Annotated in this window: 15 protein-coding genes; 7 read left to right on the forward strand and 8 right to left on the reverse strand. The window is 69.2% G+C overall.

Annotation, left to right across the window (positions count from 1 at the left end; all coding sequences use genetic code 11):
* The first annotated feature begins 60 nt into the window (after window positions 1–60).
* On the forward strand, window positions 61–1,518 hold the full coding sequence (locus tag K6T25_RS09955) for a DHH family phosphoesterase (protein ID WP_222913683.1): 1,458 nt from the start codon (window positions 61–63) through the stop codon (window positions 1,516–1,518).
* Window positions 1,519–1,614: 96 nt separating this feature from the next.
* Window positions 1,615–2,451 (forward strand): CBS pair associated ParBc domain-containing protein, encoded by an 837-nt coding sequence (locus K6T25_RS09960; RefSeq protein ID WP_225917728.1) that lies wholly within the window; start codon window positions 1,615–1,617, stop codon window positions 2,449–2,451.
* A 27-nt stretch (window positions 2,452–2,478) separates the two neighbouring features.
* On the opposite strand, the gene K6T25_RS09965 is transcribed toward K6T25_RS09960, so the two are convergent.
* The 4 genes from K6T25_RS09965 to K6T25_RS09980 form a co-directional block, all read right to left on the reverse strand.
* Window positions 2,479–2,712 (reverse strand): DUF7543 family protein, encoded by a 234-nt coding sequence (locus K6T25_RS09965; RefSeq protein ID WP_222913684.1) that lies wholly within the window; start codon window positions 2,710–2,712, stop codon window positions 2,479–2,481.
* Window positions 2,713–2,847: 135 nt separating this feature from the next.
* On the reverse strand, window positions 2,848–3,027 hold the full coding sequence (locus K6T25_RS09970) for a hypothetical protein (protein ID WP_222913686.1): 180 nt from the start codon (window positions 3,025–3,027) through the stop codon (window positions 2,848–2,850).
* Window positions 3,028–3,218: 191 nt separating this feature from the next.
* On the reverse strand, window positions 3,219–4,556 hold the full coding sequence (locus K6T25_RS09975) for a S8 family serine peptidase (protein ID WP_222913688.1): 1,338 nt from the start codon (window positions 4,554–4,556) through the stop codon (window positions 3,219–3,221).
* A 96-nt stretch (window positions 4,557–4,652) separates the two neighbouring features.
* Window positions 4,653–5,630 (reverse strand): aldo/keto reductase, encoded by a 978-nt coding sequence (locus tag K6T25_RS09980; RefSeq protein WP_222913691.1) that lies wholly within the window; start codon window positions 5,628–5,630, stop codon window positions 4,653–4,655.
* 139 nt (window positions 5,631–5,769) lie between these two features.
* Between K6T25_RS09980 and K6T25_RS09985 the strand changes: the two genes are divergently transcribed.
* From K6T25_RS09985 to K6T25_RS10000, 4 genes are all read left to right on the forward strand, one after another.
* Entirely contained in the window at window positions 5,770–7,428 is a 1,659-nt protein-coding gene (locus K6T25_RS09985; protein WP_222913693.1) for an acetate--CoA ligase, read from the forward strand.
* Window positions 7,429–7,542: 114 nt separating this feature from the next.
* Window positions 7,543–7,767 (forward strand): zinc ribbon domain-containing protein, encoded by a 225-nt coding sequence (locus tag K6T25_RS09990; RefSeq protein WP_222913695.1) that lies wholly within the window; start codon window positions 7,543–7,545, stop codon window positions 7,765–7,767.
* Window positions 7,768–7,932, forward strand: a complete 165-nt coding sequence (locus K6T25_RS09995; RefSeq protein WP_222913697.1) for a DUF8143 family protein — start codon at window positions 7,768–7,770, stop codon at window positions 7,930–7,932.
* A 136-nt stretch (window positions 7,933–8,068) separates the two neighbouring features.
* Window positions 8,069–9,631 (forward strand): cryptochrome/photolyase family protein, encoded by a 1,563-nt coding sequence (locus K6T25_RS10000; RefSeq protein ID WP_222913699.1) that lies wholly within the window; start codon window positions 8,069–8,071, stop codon window positions 9,629–9,631.
* A gap of 38 nt (window positions 9,632–9,669) precedes the next feature.
* Here K6T25_RS10000 and K6T25_RS10005 read toward each other — a convergent pair whose 3' ends face one another.
* Together K6T25_RS10005 and K6T25_RS10010 are read right to left on the reverse strand one after the other, a co-directional pair.
* Entirely contained in the window at window positions 9,670–10,065 is a 396-nt protein-coding gene (locus tag K6T25_RS10005; protein ID WP_222913701.1) for a CopG family ribbon-helix-helix protein, read from the reverse strand.
* A 308-nt stretch (window positions 10,066–10,373) separates the two neighbouring features.
* Entirely contained in the window at window positions 10,374–12,968 is a 2,595-nt protein-coding gene (locus K6T25_RS10010; protein WP_222913704.1) for a heavy metal translocating P-type ATPase, read from the reverse strand.
* 169 nt (window positions 12,969–13,137) lie between these two features.
* On the opposite strand from K6T25_RS10010, the gene K6T25_RS10015 reads away from it, so the two are divergent.
* On the forward strand, window positions 13,138–13,338 hold the full coding sequence (locus tag K6T25_RS10015) for a heavy-metal-associated domain-containing protein (RefSeq protein ID WP_222913706.1): 201 nt from the start codon (window positions 13,138–13,140) through the stop codon (window positions 13,336–13,338).
* Between the two features lie 33 nt (window positions 13,339–13,371).
* Here the strand turns inward: K6T25_RS10015 and K6T25_RS10020 are convergent, their stop codons facing one another.
* Together K6T25_RS10020 and K6T25_RS10025 are read right to left on the reverse strand one after the other, a co-directional pair.
* A complete protein-coding gene (locus K6T25_RS10020; RefSeq protein ID WP_222917981.1) occupies window positions 13,372–13,938 on the reverse strand; it encodes a peroxidase-related enzyme in 567 nt (188 codons plus the stop codon).
* A gap of 105 nt (window positions 13,939–14,043) precedes the next feature.
* Window positions 14,044–14,544, reverse strand: coding sequence for a metal-dependent hydrolase (locus K6T25_RS10025; protein ID WP_222913708.1), 501 nt, complete (start codon window positions 14,542–14,544; stop codon window positions 14,044–14,046).
* Window positions 14,545–14,628 lie beyond the last annotated feature (84 nt).

The following is a 14,628-nucleotide window of genomic DNA, read 5'->3' on the forward strand; positions in this document are numbered from 1 at the left end:
GCACGCGTCGGAGTCGGATGACGGCAGGGTTTTGCCGGTTCGGACCGACCATCCACTGTAATGCGTCGGCTGGTACTCGGCTGCGGAACAGTCGGCAACGACATCGTCGCGTCGCTGACCGACAGGTCCGGCGACCTCCACGTGATCACCGACGACAGCGGGCGGGTCTCGGCGCTGCGCGACGAACACGTCGCCGCGCTGGAGGCCGACCCTCGCGACCCCGACAACTATCCGGATCACGCCGACCTCGTCGTCGTCGCGGGCGCGTCGGCGACGGCGAACCTCACGGCCGCCGACCGCGCCGGAGAGCGGTTCCCCGACGCGGTCGTCGTCGCGTACGCCGGCGACGACGCGACGGAGGCGGACCTCAAGGCGCTGCGGGAGCTTGCCGACCGCGTCATCGACCCGATCGGGGTCGTCGCCGACCGCGTGCTCGAGGTGTCGACGGGCGCGACGGCCGACCGGCTCCGCGGGCTGGTTCGCACGCTCCGTTCGGTCGACGGCTCGCTCGCCGTCGTCGCCCACGACAACCCCGACCCCGACGCCATCGCCTCGGCGCTCGCGCTGGTTCGGATCGCGCAGTTCGCCGGCGTCGACGCCGTGGCATGCTACTACGGCGACATCTCTCACCAGGAGAACCGCGCGCTCGTCAACCTCCTCGATATCGGCATGCGCCAGCTCGACCCCGAGGTCGACCCCCGCGAGGAGTTCGGGGCGTTCGCGCTCGTCGACCACTCGCGGCCGGGCGTCAACGACTCGCTCCCGATGGAGATCGAGCCCGTCGTCGTCGTCGACCACCACCCGCCGCGGGAGCCGATCGACGCCGGGTTCGTCGACCTTCGGGACGACGTCGGCGCCACGTCCACGCTCATGGTCGAGTACCTCGACCAGTTCGGGTTGACGCCGGATACGCAGGTGGCGACCGCGCTGCTGTACGGGATCCGGATCGACACGAGGGACTTCACCCGCGAGGTGAGCGAGGCGGACTTCGACGCCGCGGCGTCGCTGCTGTCGCACGTTGACTCGGAGATCCTCGACCGGGTGGAGTCGCCGAGCCTCACCTCCGAGGTGTTGGACGTGCTCGCGCGTGCCATCGAAGCGCGCGACCGTCGCGGGTCGGTCGTCGCGTCCTGTGTCGGGGAGATATCCGACCGCGACGCGCTCGCGCAGGCGTCCGAACGCCTGCTCGACATCGAGGGGGTACACACGACCCTGGTGTACGGCTACCGCGACGGCGTCGTCTACGCCTCGGGACGGACCCGCGGCACGGACCTGGACCTGGGCGAGACGCTGCGCGACGCCCTCGATCAGATGGGATCGGCGGGCGGCCACGCCGACATGGCGGGCGCGCAGGTCTCCCTCGGCATCCTCGCGGACGTGGACGACGACTCGACGGAATCGCTCACCGAGATCGTCCACGACACGATCGCCGGCCGGTTCTTCGAGGCGCTCGAGGACGCGCCGGAGACGCCCCACCGTGTCACCGACCGCCTCCTCACCCTTCCCGACGAGGACTGATCGGCCGGGAGCCGGACGACGGTGACGGGTCGGCGGGACGCGTGTCCACCGAGAGGAACGCTTACGCCGGGGCCGGTCGAACCGCACTACGATCACATGAGTGACGGCCAGAGCGAGCTGTCGGCCCCGGCGGTCAAAGAGTACATGACCCGGGACGTGGCAACGGTGTCGCCCGACGACACGGTCGGGGGAACCGTCGATCGGATCCTCGACAGCGACCACAACGGCTTCCCCGTCACGGACGGACGGACCGTGGTCGGGTTCATCTCCGCGCGCGACCTGTTGTCGGCCGACGGCGACGCGCCGCTGTTCACCGTGATGACCGACGACATCATCGTCGCTCACCCGGAGATGGACGTCAACGACGCCGCCCGGGTCATCCTCCGCTCCGGCATTCAGAAGCTCCCGGTCGTCGACGACGCGGGCAACCTCGTCGGCATCATCTCTAACACCGACGTGATCCGCTCGCAGATCGAGCGTGCGACTCCCGAGAAGGTGGGAAAGCTGATGCGCACGCTCGAGGAGATCCACGGCGTCTCCACCAGCGAGGAGCGACGGGAGATCCCGCTTTCGAACCTCCTCCCGACGCAAGCGCGGGTGTACGCCGACGAACTCGAGGGGCGGCGCTACGAACTGGAGCGCGGCCTCGCCGAGCCGCTGGTCGTCATCGACAACCCGAGCGCCAGCGGCGAGCTCGAGGACGACGGCACGCTCGTGCTCGCGGACGGGCATCACCGCGTGATGGCGGCCCACCGGCTCGGGATCGAGGAGATGGACGCGTACGTCATCGCGATCGCAGACCACGTCGAACTCGGCATGGAGAAGACGGCCCGCAAGGAGGGGCTCCAGTCGATCACGGACATCGACGTGGTCGACTACGCGCGCCACCCGTTGGTCGAGACGACGAAGCGCTTCCAGGACGACGAGACCTGATCGCCGCCGGGTCCGTCACGGCCGCGTTCACTCACCGGGCAGATCGAACGTCCGCTTCCACTCCGACAGCAACTCGCCCGCGCGCTCGCGGTCGCCGACGCGTTCGCGGCGGTACTCGCGGCCGTCCGGCGCCTGTTCGAGGCGATCCAGCCGAACGACGTAGCTGCCGTCCGGCTGTCCACGCACCCGAAGCGTCGCGTAGCCGTCCGTACGCTCCCATTCGTCGTACCGCTCGGTCGTCTCGACCTCCGTCCAGGCCATGATCACCCCTTCAACGGCATCCGTCGTCAACGCGGCGGTCGCCGCCGGCCCACCGGGAGGTTGGTCCACACGCTCGCCCGCCTCGCCGATGCAGGCTCCCTCATCGGTTCGCTTCGTCGCCGGCGTGTGGTCGACTCAGTGTGCGATCTCTCGTCGCCGACGTCGTTCGATCCGACTGTGCCGGGCGAGCGGACCGGTCGGCCGATCGCACTCCGGGCAGATCGGGTAGCCGAGTCGATCGTAGTCGATCCACGTCGACGGTGCGCAGGTGCCACAGCCGCCGCACTCGAACGTCGCCGTCTCTACGTGCACCATGTTATGGCATCACAGTGGTTACCTGTTAGTTGTAGAGTGGCTAACCGGCGGTTTCCGGGGTGTACGTCGGTTCCGTCGGTCAGCCAGCCCACAGTAGATCGCTCGCGCGACACCGGCCGCTATCGGGTACGCGATCGGTGACGGGAGGATCGGCGCCGGTTCGGGGTTCGGTTACGGCTTCCCCGCGACGCTCACAGCGCGTCGACGACGCTCAGGAAGCCGGATCCGTAGTACGTCTTGTCGTAGTCGTCGGGGACCTCGGCGGCGCGCTCCAGCGCGCTCTCGATCTGGTTCGCGTTGTAGTCTGGGTTGGCGCTCTTGACGAGTGCGGCCGCGCCCGCGACGTTCGGCGCGGCCATGGACGTGCCGGCCTTCCAGCCGTAGCCGGGAACGGAACCGGCGTAGTTGCCGTCGTCGTCGGTCAGTACGGTCGTGACCGTGTTGAACACGAAGTCGTAGGCGTACGCGGGGACGCCATCGACCGGGTCGGTCAGCGACGTGTCAACGTCGCCGCCGGGGGCACCCAGATCGACCGCGTTGGTCCCGTAGTTCGTGTAGAACGCGGGGCTCTTGGGGGGAGATTCGAGATCCTCCCCGGCGACCAGCGCGTCGGCGAAACCGATCGGTCCGGTCGCGGCGACCGACAACGCCTGCGCGCCCTCGTTCGGGAGGCTGATGAGGTTCTTGTCGTGCTGGAGGTCGGCGGAATCGTTCCCGGCGGCGATGACCAGCAGCGTCCCCTCCTTGTTGGCGTACGTCATCGCCTTGTTGAGGAACCCGCCATAGAAGCTCCCGAGTCCCTCACGGGGGATCGGGTACGCGCCCAACGAGAGGTTCGCCACGTCGCAGTCGGCGTTCGCGGCCGCCAGCACGGCCGCCACGACGATCGAGAACGCCCCGTTCGTCCCGCCGAAATCGGAGAAGACTCGGAAGTCAACGAGATCAGTCGCCGGTGCAGTGCCCGCGACTCCGGTTGTCCCGTCGGTCTGTGCGGCCGCGATCCCAGCGACGTGTGTCCCGTGGTCGCCGCCGCCGGGGACGCCGGCGCCGAGACCGTCCCTCGTGAAGTCCTGCGAGATGTCGGTGTTCACCTCGAGGTCGGGGTGACTCGCATCGACGCCGGAATCGATGATCGCGACGCGCGTCCCCTCTCCCCTCGTCGTCTCGTGGGCGGTCGGAACGTCGAGCGCCTGCTTGTCCCACTGGAACGAGTAGAACTCGTCGTTCTCGGGGTCGCCCTCGTACGCCCGACTCTCCACTGACGGGTCCGCGCCCTCCAATTCGATGTCCGGTGCGAACGACTTGACCGACTTCGACCGCTCCAACTCCGACTCGCCTGCGCGAACGACCGCGTAACCGATCTCCGAGAGGTCGAAGACGACTTCTAGGTCGGTCGGTGTCTCCTCTCCCTTCGTCTCCACGATGAACCGGTCCGTCCGCTCGGCTGCCGTGACCGTCGTTCCGGCGAAGATGCCGCCCAGTACGCCGCCGCTCAACTTCAGGAACGTCCGTCGTCCATGTCGGGACATACCACACAAAATGAAGCAATTTGACATAAATGTTGGTAAATGCTGCCTCAAAAGTTCTTGATTAAACTCGAATCGTGATCGATTCGAACTGCGCCGTCACTCGTGACCGGACACCCGAACCGGCTCGTACGGCTCCTCCAGGTACTCCATGTCCGAGGAGGACAGCGAGATGTCGAGCGCCTCGACGGCGTCCTCGAGGTGTTCGACGCTCGTCGTCCCGACGATCGGGGCGTCGACGGCGTCCTGCTCGAACAGCCACGCGAGGGCGATCTGGGCCATCTTCACGCCGCGTTCCTCGGCCAGCTCGGCGACGCGGGCGTTGATCTCCTCGCCACCGCCCTCAAGGTACGGGTGCCGGCGGGCGTGTTCCTCGCTTTCGCCGCGCGTCGTCGCGTCGAGTTCGTCGACCGGGCGGGCGAGCCACCCGCGTGCCAGCGGCGACCACGGGATCACGCCGACGCCCTCGCGCTCACACAGCGGGAGCATCTCGCGTTCCTCCTCGCGGTACAGCAGGTTGTAGTGGTTCTGCATGGTGACGTACCGCTCGAGCCCGAGATCGTCGGCCGTGTGGAGCGCGTCGGCGAACTGGTGGGCCCACATCGAGGAGGCGCCGACGTAGCGCGCCTTCCGGTCGCGGACGGCCTCGTCGAGCGCCCGGACCGTCCGCTCGATCGGCGTGTCGTGATCGTACCGGTGCGTCTGGTACAGGTCGACGGTGTCCATCCCGAGCCTCTCGAGGGAGTTGTCGAGTTCCTGTTGGATGGCCTTCCGGGAGAGGCCCCCGGAGTTGGGGTCGTCCTCGCGCATTTGGAAGTACCCCTTCGTCGCGACGACGAACTCGTCGCGGTCGTACTCCGCGAGCGCGTCGCCGAGGACGCGCTCGGAGGCGCCGTCGGAGTACATGTTGGCGGTGTCGAAGAAGTTCACCCCCAACTCGACCGCGCGGTCGACGAGTTCGGTTCCCGCCTCCTCGTCGAGCACCCAGTCGCGCCAGTCGGGGTCGCCGAAGCTCATACAGCCCAGACAGATCCGCGAGACGGTCAGTCCCGTGTCGCCGAGGGTAGTGTACTCCATGCGAGCGCGTCGTCGGGCGGCGACAAAAATCCGGGTGGCGTCGTCGGTCGCGTCCCGTCGATCCGACGACCGCGCGCCGATCCCAAACGTATGGAACGGTACCCAAACGATTATTCCCTATACTGTCCACCCTCCGCGTATGCCGGTCGACTACGACACCGCCGTCGACGACTTCGAGTGGGACATCCCCGACGACTACTCCCTCCCGTCGGTGATCGAGGGGCACGCGGAAGCGTTCGGCGACCGCGTCGCCGTGACGTTCCTCGACGACGAGGGAACGCGCGCGGAGCGCACGTACTCGGACATCCACGGGGACATGAACCGATTCGCCAACGCCCTCGAGGAGTTGGGCGTCGACGAGGGCGACCGCGTGATGCACCTGCTCCCGCGGCACCCGGACGTGTTCGCCGTCCAGTTGGGCGTGCTCAAGCGGGGCGCGCTGGTCGTCCCCTGCTCGGAGATGCTCAAGCCGAAGGACCTGCAGTTCCGTGCGAACGACTCCGCGGCGACCACCGTCGTCGCCCACGAGTCGCTCGTGGACATGGTCGAGCCGATCGTCGAGGAGACGCCGGTCGACACCCTGATCGCGGTCGGGGGGTCGGGTCCCGACGGCTGGCACGCCTTCGACGACCTCCTCGAGGGTCGGGAGACCGAACACGACGGTCCCGACGTGGGCGCGCAGGACCCGATGAGCATCAACTACACCTCCGGCACCACCGGACAGCCCAAGCCCGTCCTCCACAAGCACCGGTGGATGCGCGCGTTCGAGCTGGTGAACGCGCCGTACTGGTGGGGCGTCACCGCCGAGGGAACCGACGCACCCGGCGTCGACGACGACGACATCGACCTCGACGAGGAGCTGCTGTGGGCGACGACCGGCACCGGCTGGGCGAAGTGGTTCTGGTCGCCCGTCGGCGTCGGCATCACCACCGGCGCGAGCCAACTGCTGTACGAGGGCGAGTTCGATGCCGACGAGTTCCTCTCGGTGATGGAGGAGGAGGGCGTCACCCGGCTGTGTGCCGTCCCGACGCAGTACCGGATGTTCACCCAGACGGACCTGGAGCAGTACGACCTCCCGCTGAAGGAGGCGCTGTCGGCGGGCGAGCCGCTCAACCGCGAGCCGATCGAGGCGCTGCAGGACGCCTACGGCATCACCCCCCGCGACGGCTACGGGCAGACGGAGACCGTGTGTCTCGTCTCGAACTACCCCGGTATCGACGTGAAGGAGGGGTCGATGGGCAAGCCGACCCCCGGCCTCGGCACCACGATCATCGACACCCAAGAGGAGGAGGAAGTCGAGCCGGGCGAGACCGGCGAGATCGCGGTCCCGGTCGGCTGTCCGGGCATCTTCGAGCAGTACTACGAGAAGCCGAACCTCGACGAGAAGACGTTCTCGGGCGAGTACTACCGCACGGGCGACCTGGCCCGCGAGGACGAGGACGGATACTTCTTCTTCGAGGGGCGCGCAGACGACATCATCCTCTCTGCGGGCTACCGCATCGGCCCGTTCGAGGTCGAGGACGCGCTCGTCTCCCACGAGGCGGTCGCGGAGGCGGCCGCGGTCGGCTCCCCCCACGAGGAGCGCGGCGACGTGGTGAAGGCGTACGTCGTCCTCGCGGAGGGCTACGAGGGGAGCGACGACCTCACCGACGAACTGCAAAGCTACATGAAATCGGAGACGGCGCCGTACAAGTACCCGCGTCGGATCGAGTACGTCGACGAGCTGCCGAAAACCTCCTCCGGCAAGACGCGGCGGATCGAACTGCGCGAGCGCGAGAAGGAGCTGTTCGGGGAGTAGCCGCACAGTAGCTGCGCGCCCCGTCGCGGACGCGACTACCATCGCCACGCCCCCGTCGGAGAGTCGTCCGATCGCCGCCCAAGACTTATTCTGTATCCCGGAGAACGCCGTCGTATGGCAGCAGCGCCCTCCACCGATAGCGACGACGGCTGTCCCAAGTGCGGTCACACCGACGCCGAGGTCGGGACGATCTCCACCACGGGCGGCGGACTGAGCAAGATGTTCGACATTCAGACCAACTCCTTCCGGGTGGTCTCGTGTACGAACTGCGGCTACTCGGAGCTGTACCGCGACACCGGTTCCGCCGGGAGCGACATCGTGGACGTGTTCCTCGGGTAGATGGCCGTCGAGGGAGCGTTCGTCCTCGCGTTCGTCGTGCTCGCGATCGCGGCGCCGCTCGTGTTGTACGGCCTCGCCAGGCGCGAACGCGAGCGCGACGCGGCGAACGTCGCGGACCGCGAGGCGGCCGAGCGGGCCGCCCGACGCGACACCCGCGACCGCTGAGCCGAGCGGGAGGCGAGCGCACCGAGTCGGCGAGCGCGTCCAGCCGGCGGACGCGTCGACCGTGAATACGCGAACACTCCCGTCGCAACACCCTTGCGTCGGGCGGTCGTGTATCGGCCGTCGCGCTCACTCACCCATGACCGTCTGGCTCCTCGGCGACCAACTGAACCCGAACGCCGCACCGCTCCGACACGACGACCACGTCCTCATGATCGAGGCGCACGGCTTCGCCGAGCGCATGCCGTACCACCCGCAGAAGCTCACGCTGGTGTTCTCGGCGATGCGCCACGCTCGCGACGCCCTTCGCGACGCCGGCTACGAGGTGACCTACGTCGAGGCCGAGTCGTTCGGCGAGGGGCTCGACCGGTACTTCGAGGCGAACCCCGGCGACGCGCTCGTGCTCCAGCGTCCCGCGAGCCACGGCGCCGGCGAGCGCCTGCGAGACATGGTCGAGGCGCGCGGCGGCGACTGCACGCTCGTCGCCAACGACGGCTTTCTCACCACCCCCGACGACTGGGACGAGTGGACCGCCGGCCGAGGGTCGGACGGGGCGTCGGGGAACGACGCCGGGACCTACCGGCAGGAGCACTGGTACCGCCACGTCCGCCGCGAGACGGGGATCCTGCTGACCGACGACGGGGACCCTGTGGGCGGCGAGTGGAACTACGACGACGACAACCGCGAGACGCCGCCGGACGACTGGTCACCCCCCGAGATCCCCGAGTTCGAACCTGACGCGATCACGCGGGACGTTCACGCCTTCGTCGCCGACAGGTACGACGACCACTGGGGCAGCGCCGACCTTGCGGACTTCGTGTGGCCCGTCACGCGCGAGCAGGCGCTGCAGGCCCTCGATCACTTTCTCGAGGTCCGCCTCCCGGCGTTCGGGCCGTATCAGGACGCGATGGTCGAGGGCGAGTGGGCGCTGGACCACTCGCTGTTGTCGCCGGCGATCAACCTCGGCCTGTTGCACCCGCGGGAGGTTGTCGAGGCGGTGGTGGACGCCTACCGCGCCGGCGACGATGGAGACGACAGTGACGGCCCCGAGGTCCCGCTCAACTCCGTCGAGGGGTTCGTTCGGCAGGTGATCGGCTGGCGGGAGTTCATGCGCCACGTCTACCGCGAGTCGATGCCCGGGATGGACGAGGCGAACCAGCTCGACCAGACGCGGGACCTCCCCGAGGCGTACTGGACCGGCGACACCGACATGACCTGCCTCTCGGAGGCCGTGGGCCACGTCCGGGAACACGGTTACGCCCACCACATCGAGCGGCTGATGGTGCTCTCGAACTTCGCGCTGATCTACGGCGCGGACCCGGGCGAACTGAACCGCTGGTTCCACCTCGGGTTCGTCGACGCGTTCCACTGGGTGACGACGCCGAACGTCGTCGGGATGGGGTCGTTCGCGACGGACGCGCTCTCCTCGAAGCCGTACGCCTCCTCGGCGAACTACGTGAACCGCATGAGCGACTACTGCTCGTCGTGTCCCTACTACCACACCAGGACGACCGGCGATGGGTCGTGTCCGTTCAACGCGCTGTACTGGGACTTCCTGAAGCGCAACGAGAAGGTGCTCCGTGGCACGGGGCGAATGGGGCTGATGTACTCCCACGTCGACGACAAAGGCGACGAGGAGTGGGCCGCCATCGAGGAACGCGCCGCCGAGATCCGGGAGATGGGCGCGAACGGGACGCTATAGGGGGAGATGGGCGCGTACGGGACGCTGTAGGTGGGAGCTCAGCGCTCCCCGCCGACCAGCGAGAGCACCCGGACGCGACGGACCGCGTCGAAGTCGCGGAGGCGGTAGACCAACTCGCGCACGCGGGCTGCGTCGCCGCGGCAGAACACTGTCTCCAGACACCACTCGCCCTGGTGGACGTGCGAGGTGGTCGTGATCACGTCTTGGTAGTCGTGCTGGACCCCGTGGAGGTCGCGGATCACCTCGTCGTGGACGTAGTCGAACGCGACGACGGCGGCGACCTCGCCGGCGGCCTCCTCCAGTCGCGTGTGGCGTTCGACGTACTCGGCCATCGCCTCCCGGAGCGCCCGCGAGCGGGAGTCGAACCCCTCGGCCTCGGCGACGGCGTCGAACTCGGCGAGGGCGTCGTCTGGGACGTTCAGGCTCGTTCGCATACGCCGGAGTCGTCGCCCCCGCCGGTTCGACGTTTCGGTATCGTGGCCGCTCCGACCGGGTGATTCCGGGCGGGTTCGGCCGCCGGCGCCGACCGTCGGCCGTGTTTCGGGCCGTCGCTTCCGGCCTGCTCGTTGGCTCGCTCGCGCTCGGCGTCCTCTCGGGGCGAACCGAGTCAGGGCCGGTCCATCGCCGCCGCGCGTTCGACCGAGCGAACGCCCGGCCTGGCTGTCGGTTCTCACGTCGGTCACGGTCGCGTGGCGCGGCGCCGAAGAAGGCGTCGCCCGGGGAGCGACCGCTCCGTCCGATCTCAGCGGAACCGGCCGAACAGCCGGTAGCGCTCGTCGGGGTCGTACGACCGGAACGCCATGCTGTTCGCGAGCACCGAGACGCTGGAGAACGCCATCGCGGCGGCCGCCAGCGCCGGCTGGAGCAGCCCCACCGAGGCCAGCGGGATCATCGCGGTGTTGTAGCCGAGCGCCCAGAAGAGGTTCTGCTTGATCTTCGCGAGGGTCCCCTCCGAGACGTTGATGGCCTTCACCACGTCGAACGGGTCCGAGCGCATCAGCGTCACGTCGGCGGCCTCGATGGCCACGTCGGTGCCCGAGCCGATGGCGACGCCGACGAACGCGGTTGCCAGCGCGGGTGCGTCGTTCACCCCGTCGCCGACCATCATCGCCCGCGAGCCGTCCGACTGGATCGCCTCGACGGCGTCGGCCTTGTCGTCCGGCAGGACGCCCGCGCGGACGTTCTCCGGGTCGATGCCGACGCGCTCGGCGACCGCGCGGGCCGTGCGCTCGTTGTCGCCGGTGATCATGTGGACGGCGATCCCGCGCTCGCGGAGCGCCTCGACCGCGGCGACGGCCGACTCACGGACCTCGTCCGCGACCGCCAGCACGCCCAGCAGCTCGCCGTCCGCGGCGACGAGCATCGCCGTCTTCCCCTCCGACTCCAGCTCGCGCATCGTCTCCAGCGCGGGCTCGGGCTCGACGTCCGCCTCGCGCAGGAGTTCGGGCTTGCCGACGACGACGGTGCCGTGATCGGTTCGCGCGCGGATCCCCTTCCCGGAGACGTTCTGGAGCACGTCGAGGTCGCCCGGCTCGACGCCGCGGTCGCGGGCGCCCGCCACGACGGCCTCGGCGATCGGGTGCTCGCTGCCGCTCTCGGCGGTCGCGGCCGCAGCGAGCAGGCGATCCGTCGGACCCTCGGCGTCGCCCGTCTGCTCGCCCGTCTGGTCGGCCGGTACCGCGCCGTCGGCCGCCGGCGAGACGGGAACCGCGTCGGTGAGGGTCATTTCGCCGCGCGTGAGCGTCCCGGTCTTGTCGAACACGACCGTGTCGGTGTCGCGGACGCGCTCCAACACGTCGCCGCCCTCGAAGAGGACGCCGTGCTGGGCGCCGATGCTCGTGCCGACCATCGTCGCCGCCGGCGTCGCCAGCCCGAGCGCGCACGGACACGCGATGAGGACCGCGGAGGCGAACACCAGCACCGCGAACTCGGTGACGCCGACTGCGGCCGGGCCGCCCGCGGCGAGTCCCCACAGCGGGAGTCCCGAGATGACGCCGGCGAGCGCCTCGGGCGCGAGGTACCACACCGCCCCCCACAGGAGGGCGTTGGCGATCACCGCGGGGACGAAGTACGCCGAGATGCGGTCGGCGACGCGCTGAATGTCGGGCTGGCGCGACTGCGCCTCCTTCACTCGCGTGACGATCTGCTGGATCGCCGTCTCCTCGCCGACCTTCGTCGCCTCGACCACGAGGACGCCGTTCTCGTTGACCGTCGAGCCGATCACCTCGTCGCCGGGCGCTTTCCCGACGGGGACGGACTCGCCGGTCACCATCGACTCGTCGACGGCGGACTCGCCCTCGCGGACGACGCCGTCGGTCGGGACGCGCTCGCCGGGGCGCACCTTCAGGCGATCGCCGACGCGGACGTCCTCGAGGGGAACCTCCTCCTCGGTGCCGTCCTCGCGGACGACGGTCGCGGTGTCGGCCTTCAACTCCAGCAGCGACCGGATCGCCTCGCCGGCCTGCGACTTCGAGCGCGCCTCGAGGTAGTTGCCCAGCGTGATGAACACGAGGATGAGCGCGGCCGTGTCGAAGTACAGCCCCGCCCGCGGGAGCACGCCCAGCAGGGCGATCACGGAGTAGCCGTACGCCGTGGACGAGCCCAGCGCGATGAGCACGTCCATGTTCGCGCGGCCGTTGACGACGAGCGCCTTGTAGGAGTTCACGTAGAACTCCCGGCCCAGGATACCCTGCACGGGCGTCGCGAGCGCGAACGCGGCCCAGCCGATGTGGAGGCCCGTCCCGGGGATCTCCTCGGGGAGCACGCCCGGCGCGAACAGTTCCAGCACGAGCATCGCGAGCAGCGGCGTCGACAGCGCAGCGCCGAACAGCGTCAGGCGGCGCTGGTGCCGGAGCTCCGCCGCCCGCGCGGCGTCCTTCGCGGACTGCCCGTCGCCGCCGTCTCCGTCCGTGCCGTCCTCGCGGATCGGCTCGTAGCCCGCGGCCTCGACGGCGTCGTAGACGTCCTCGCGCGTCGTCACCGACGGCGCGTATCGCACGGTCGCCTCGTCGGTGGCGTAGTTCGCGTCGACCGAGACGACGCCGGGGAGGTCGCCGACGGCGTCCTCGATGGTCGCCGAGCAGTTCGCGCACGTCATGCCGGTGACGCCGACGGTGACGGTCTCGGCGATCGGGTCGTAGCCGGCCGACTCGACCGCGTCGAACACCTCCGCCAGCGAGACGCGCTCGGCGTCGTACTCCACGGTCGCCTCGTCGGTGGCGTAGTTCGCCGTCGCCTCCGCGCCGTCGAGACTCGCCACGGCGTCTTCGATGGTGGCGGCGCAGTTGGCACAGGTCATCCCGCCGACGTCTACCCGGACGGTTCGTCGTTCACTCATTGGGTGTACGTACGGGGCCCATACTCATGCGATTTGCGCCTTGGGAATCGGTGCTATTCTACGTCGCAAGCTTTCTATTCCAAAGAAATGTCGGGCGTTTCCCTCGGAACCCGCGCCGCGTCGTTCCGCGATCGAAACAGGAATCACGGTCCAGCCGTTACAGCCGGCTATGACGACGACGATGCGGATCACCGGCATGACCTGTGGCGGCTGTGAGACGAAGGTTGTCGAGGCGCTCGAGGGCGTCGAGGGCGTCGACGAGGCGACCGCGGACCACGAGGGCGACGAGGCGGTCGTCGAGGGCGACGCCGACCCGCTGGATCTCGTCGCCGCGGTGCCCGAGCAGTACGAGGTCGAGTCGACGGCGTAGGCGGTCGGCGCGCTCAGTTCGCGGCGACCGTCGCTACCGACCCATCGTGTAGAACTCCTCGTTGGGGCGCCAGTCGGCGAACGTCGCCATCCGGTTGGAGAGGTTGAAGAACGCGGCGACCATCCCGATGTCCCACACCTCCTCCTCGGAGTAGCCCGCTTCGTACAGCAGATCGAGGTCCTCGGTCGTCACGCCGTCCGGCTCGTCGGTCAGCTTCACCGCGACCTCCAGCATCGCCATGCGCTTGTCGCTCACGTCGGCGGTGCGGTGATTGCTCGTCAACTGGTCCGCGAGATGCGGGTCCTTCGCGTAGATGCGCACGAGCGCGCCGTGGGCGACGTTGCAGTACAGGCAGTTGTTCTGCCCGGAGACGGCGACGACGATCATCTCCACCTCCTCGCGGTCGAGCGTGGTGTCGTCGACGAGGGCGTCGTGGAACGCCATGAACGCCCGGAAGTGGCTGGGCTTGTACGCCAGGGCCGACATGACGTTCGGGGCGAAGCCCGCGCGCTCGGCCTCCTCGTCGAGGCGCTCGCGGATGTCCTCGGGCACCTCGTCGTAGTCGGGGACCGGGAAGCGTCGCTGGGCGTCGTCGAGCAGGTCCGGTCGAGTGGATTCCTCACTCATGTGACCGGCTACGGACACCCGGGATAAATCGGTGTCCCCGACCGTGACGCCCGGCCCGGGAGCGAAACGCCGTCGCGCTCAGATCGGCGCACCCCGCACCGCCAGCGCGACCGCGGCCGCCAGCGCGAACACGCCGAGGACGAACAGCCCCCAGTTCCAGATCGTCGAGTCGGCGGTCGTGAGCGACAGCGACCAGGTCCGCGGGTGTGGCCACAGGAAGTTCACGCCCATCGGCGTGATCGCGTCGCCGAGCAGGTGCGCGACGACGGTTCCGAAGCCGAGGAGGAAGCCGAACGCGACCATCGAGACGCCGCCGGGCACCGCGATCGAGAGGACGGGCTCGACGAGCGATGCGGCGCCGGCGAAGACGGCGCCGACGACGGCCGCGAACAGAAGCGAATGGGTCGGCCCGCGGTGGGGGACGCCGGGAACGCGGTGGTCAACGTCCGGCAACATCGCGAGATAGAGGACCGTTCCGGCGACCAGCGCGCCGAACACGGGGAAGCCGGTCGAGAGCAGCCAGAACGTGATCGGCGCGAGCGCGAGCATGGCGACGCCGAAGTGGCCGCGTTTGTACACGGGCGACGGTGGGGCGGCATCGGTCAAGAACGCTCGGGATCGCGGACGCGAGCGGCCCGGCCGGGAGCTACCGGTGGGCAGGGA

It is taken from the genome of Halobaculum rubrum (genome assembly GCF_019880225.1).
GTDB lineage: Archaea > Halobacteriota > Halobacteria > Halobacteriales > Haloferacaceae > Halobaculum > Halobaculum rubrum.

Coding starts and splice junctions, on each gene's coding strand:
- K6T25_RS09955 (WP_222913683.1), top strand. CDS start 61: ATGCGTCGGCTGGTACTCGGCTGCGGAACAGTCGGCAACGACATCGTC.
- K6T25_RS09960 (WP_225917728.1), top strand. CDS start 1,615: ATGAGTGACGGCCAGAGCGAGCTGTCGGCCCCGGCGGTCAAAGAGTAC.
- K6T25_RS09965 (WP_222913684.1), bottom strand. CDS start 2,712: ATGGCCTGGACGGAGGTCGAGACGACCGAGCGGTACGACGAATGGGAG.
- K6T25_RS09970 (WP_222913686.1), bottom strand. CDS start 3,027: ATGGTGCACGTAGAGACGGCGACGTTCGAGTGCGGCGGCTGTGGCACC.
- K6T25_RS09975 (WP_222913688.1), bottom strand. CDS start 4,556: ATGTCCCGACATGGACGACGGACGTTCCTGAAGTTGAGCGGCGGCGTA.
- K6T25_RS09980 (WP_222913691.1), bottom strand. CDS start 5,630: ATGGAGTACACTACCCTCGGCGACACGGGACTGACCGTCTCGCGGATC.
- K6T25_RS09985 (WP_222913693.1), top strand. CDS start 5,770: ATGCCGGTCGACTACGACACCGCCGTCGACGACTTCGAGTGGGACATC.
- K6T25_RS09990 (WP_222913695.1), top strand. CDS start 7,543: ATGGCAGCAGCGCCCTCCACCGATAGCGACGACGGCTGTCCCAAGTGC.
- K6T25_RS09995 (WP_222913697.1), top strand. CDS start 7,768: ATGGCCGTCGAGGGAGCGTTCGTCCTCGCGTTCGTCGTGCTCGCGATC.
- K6T25_RS10000 (WP_222913699.1), top strand. CDS start 8,069: ATGACCGTCTGGCTCCTCGGCGACCAACTGAACCCGAACGCCGCACCG.
- K6T25_RS10005 (WP_222913701.1), bottom strand. CDS start 10,065: ATGCGAACGAGCCTGAACGTCCCAGACGACGCCCTCGCCGAGTTCGAC.
- K6T25_RS10010 (WP_222913704.1), bottom strand. CDS start 12,968: ATGAGTGAACGACGAACCGTCCGGGTAGACGTCGGCGGGATGACCTGT.
- K6T25_RS10015 (WP_222913706.1), top strand. CDS start 13,138: ATGACGACGACGATGCGGATCACCGGCATGACCTGTGGCGGCTGTGAG.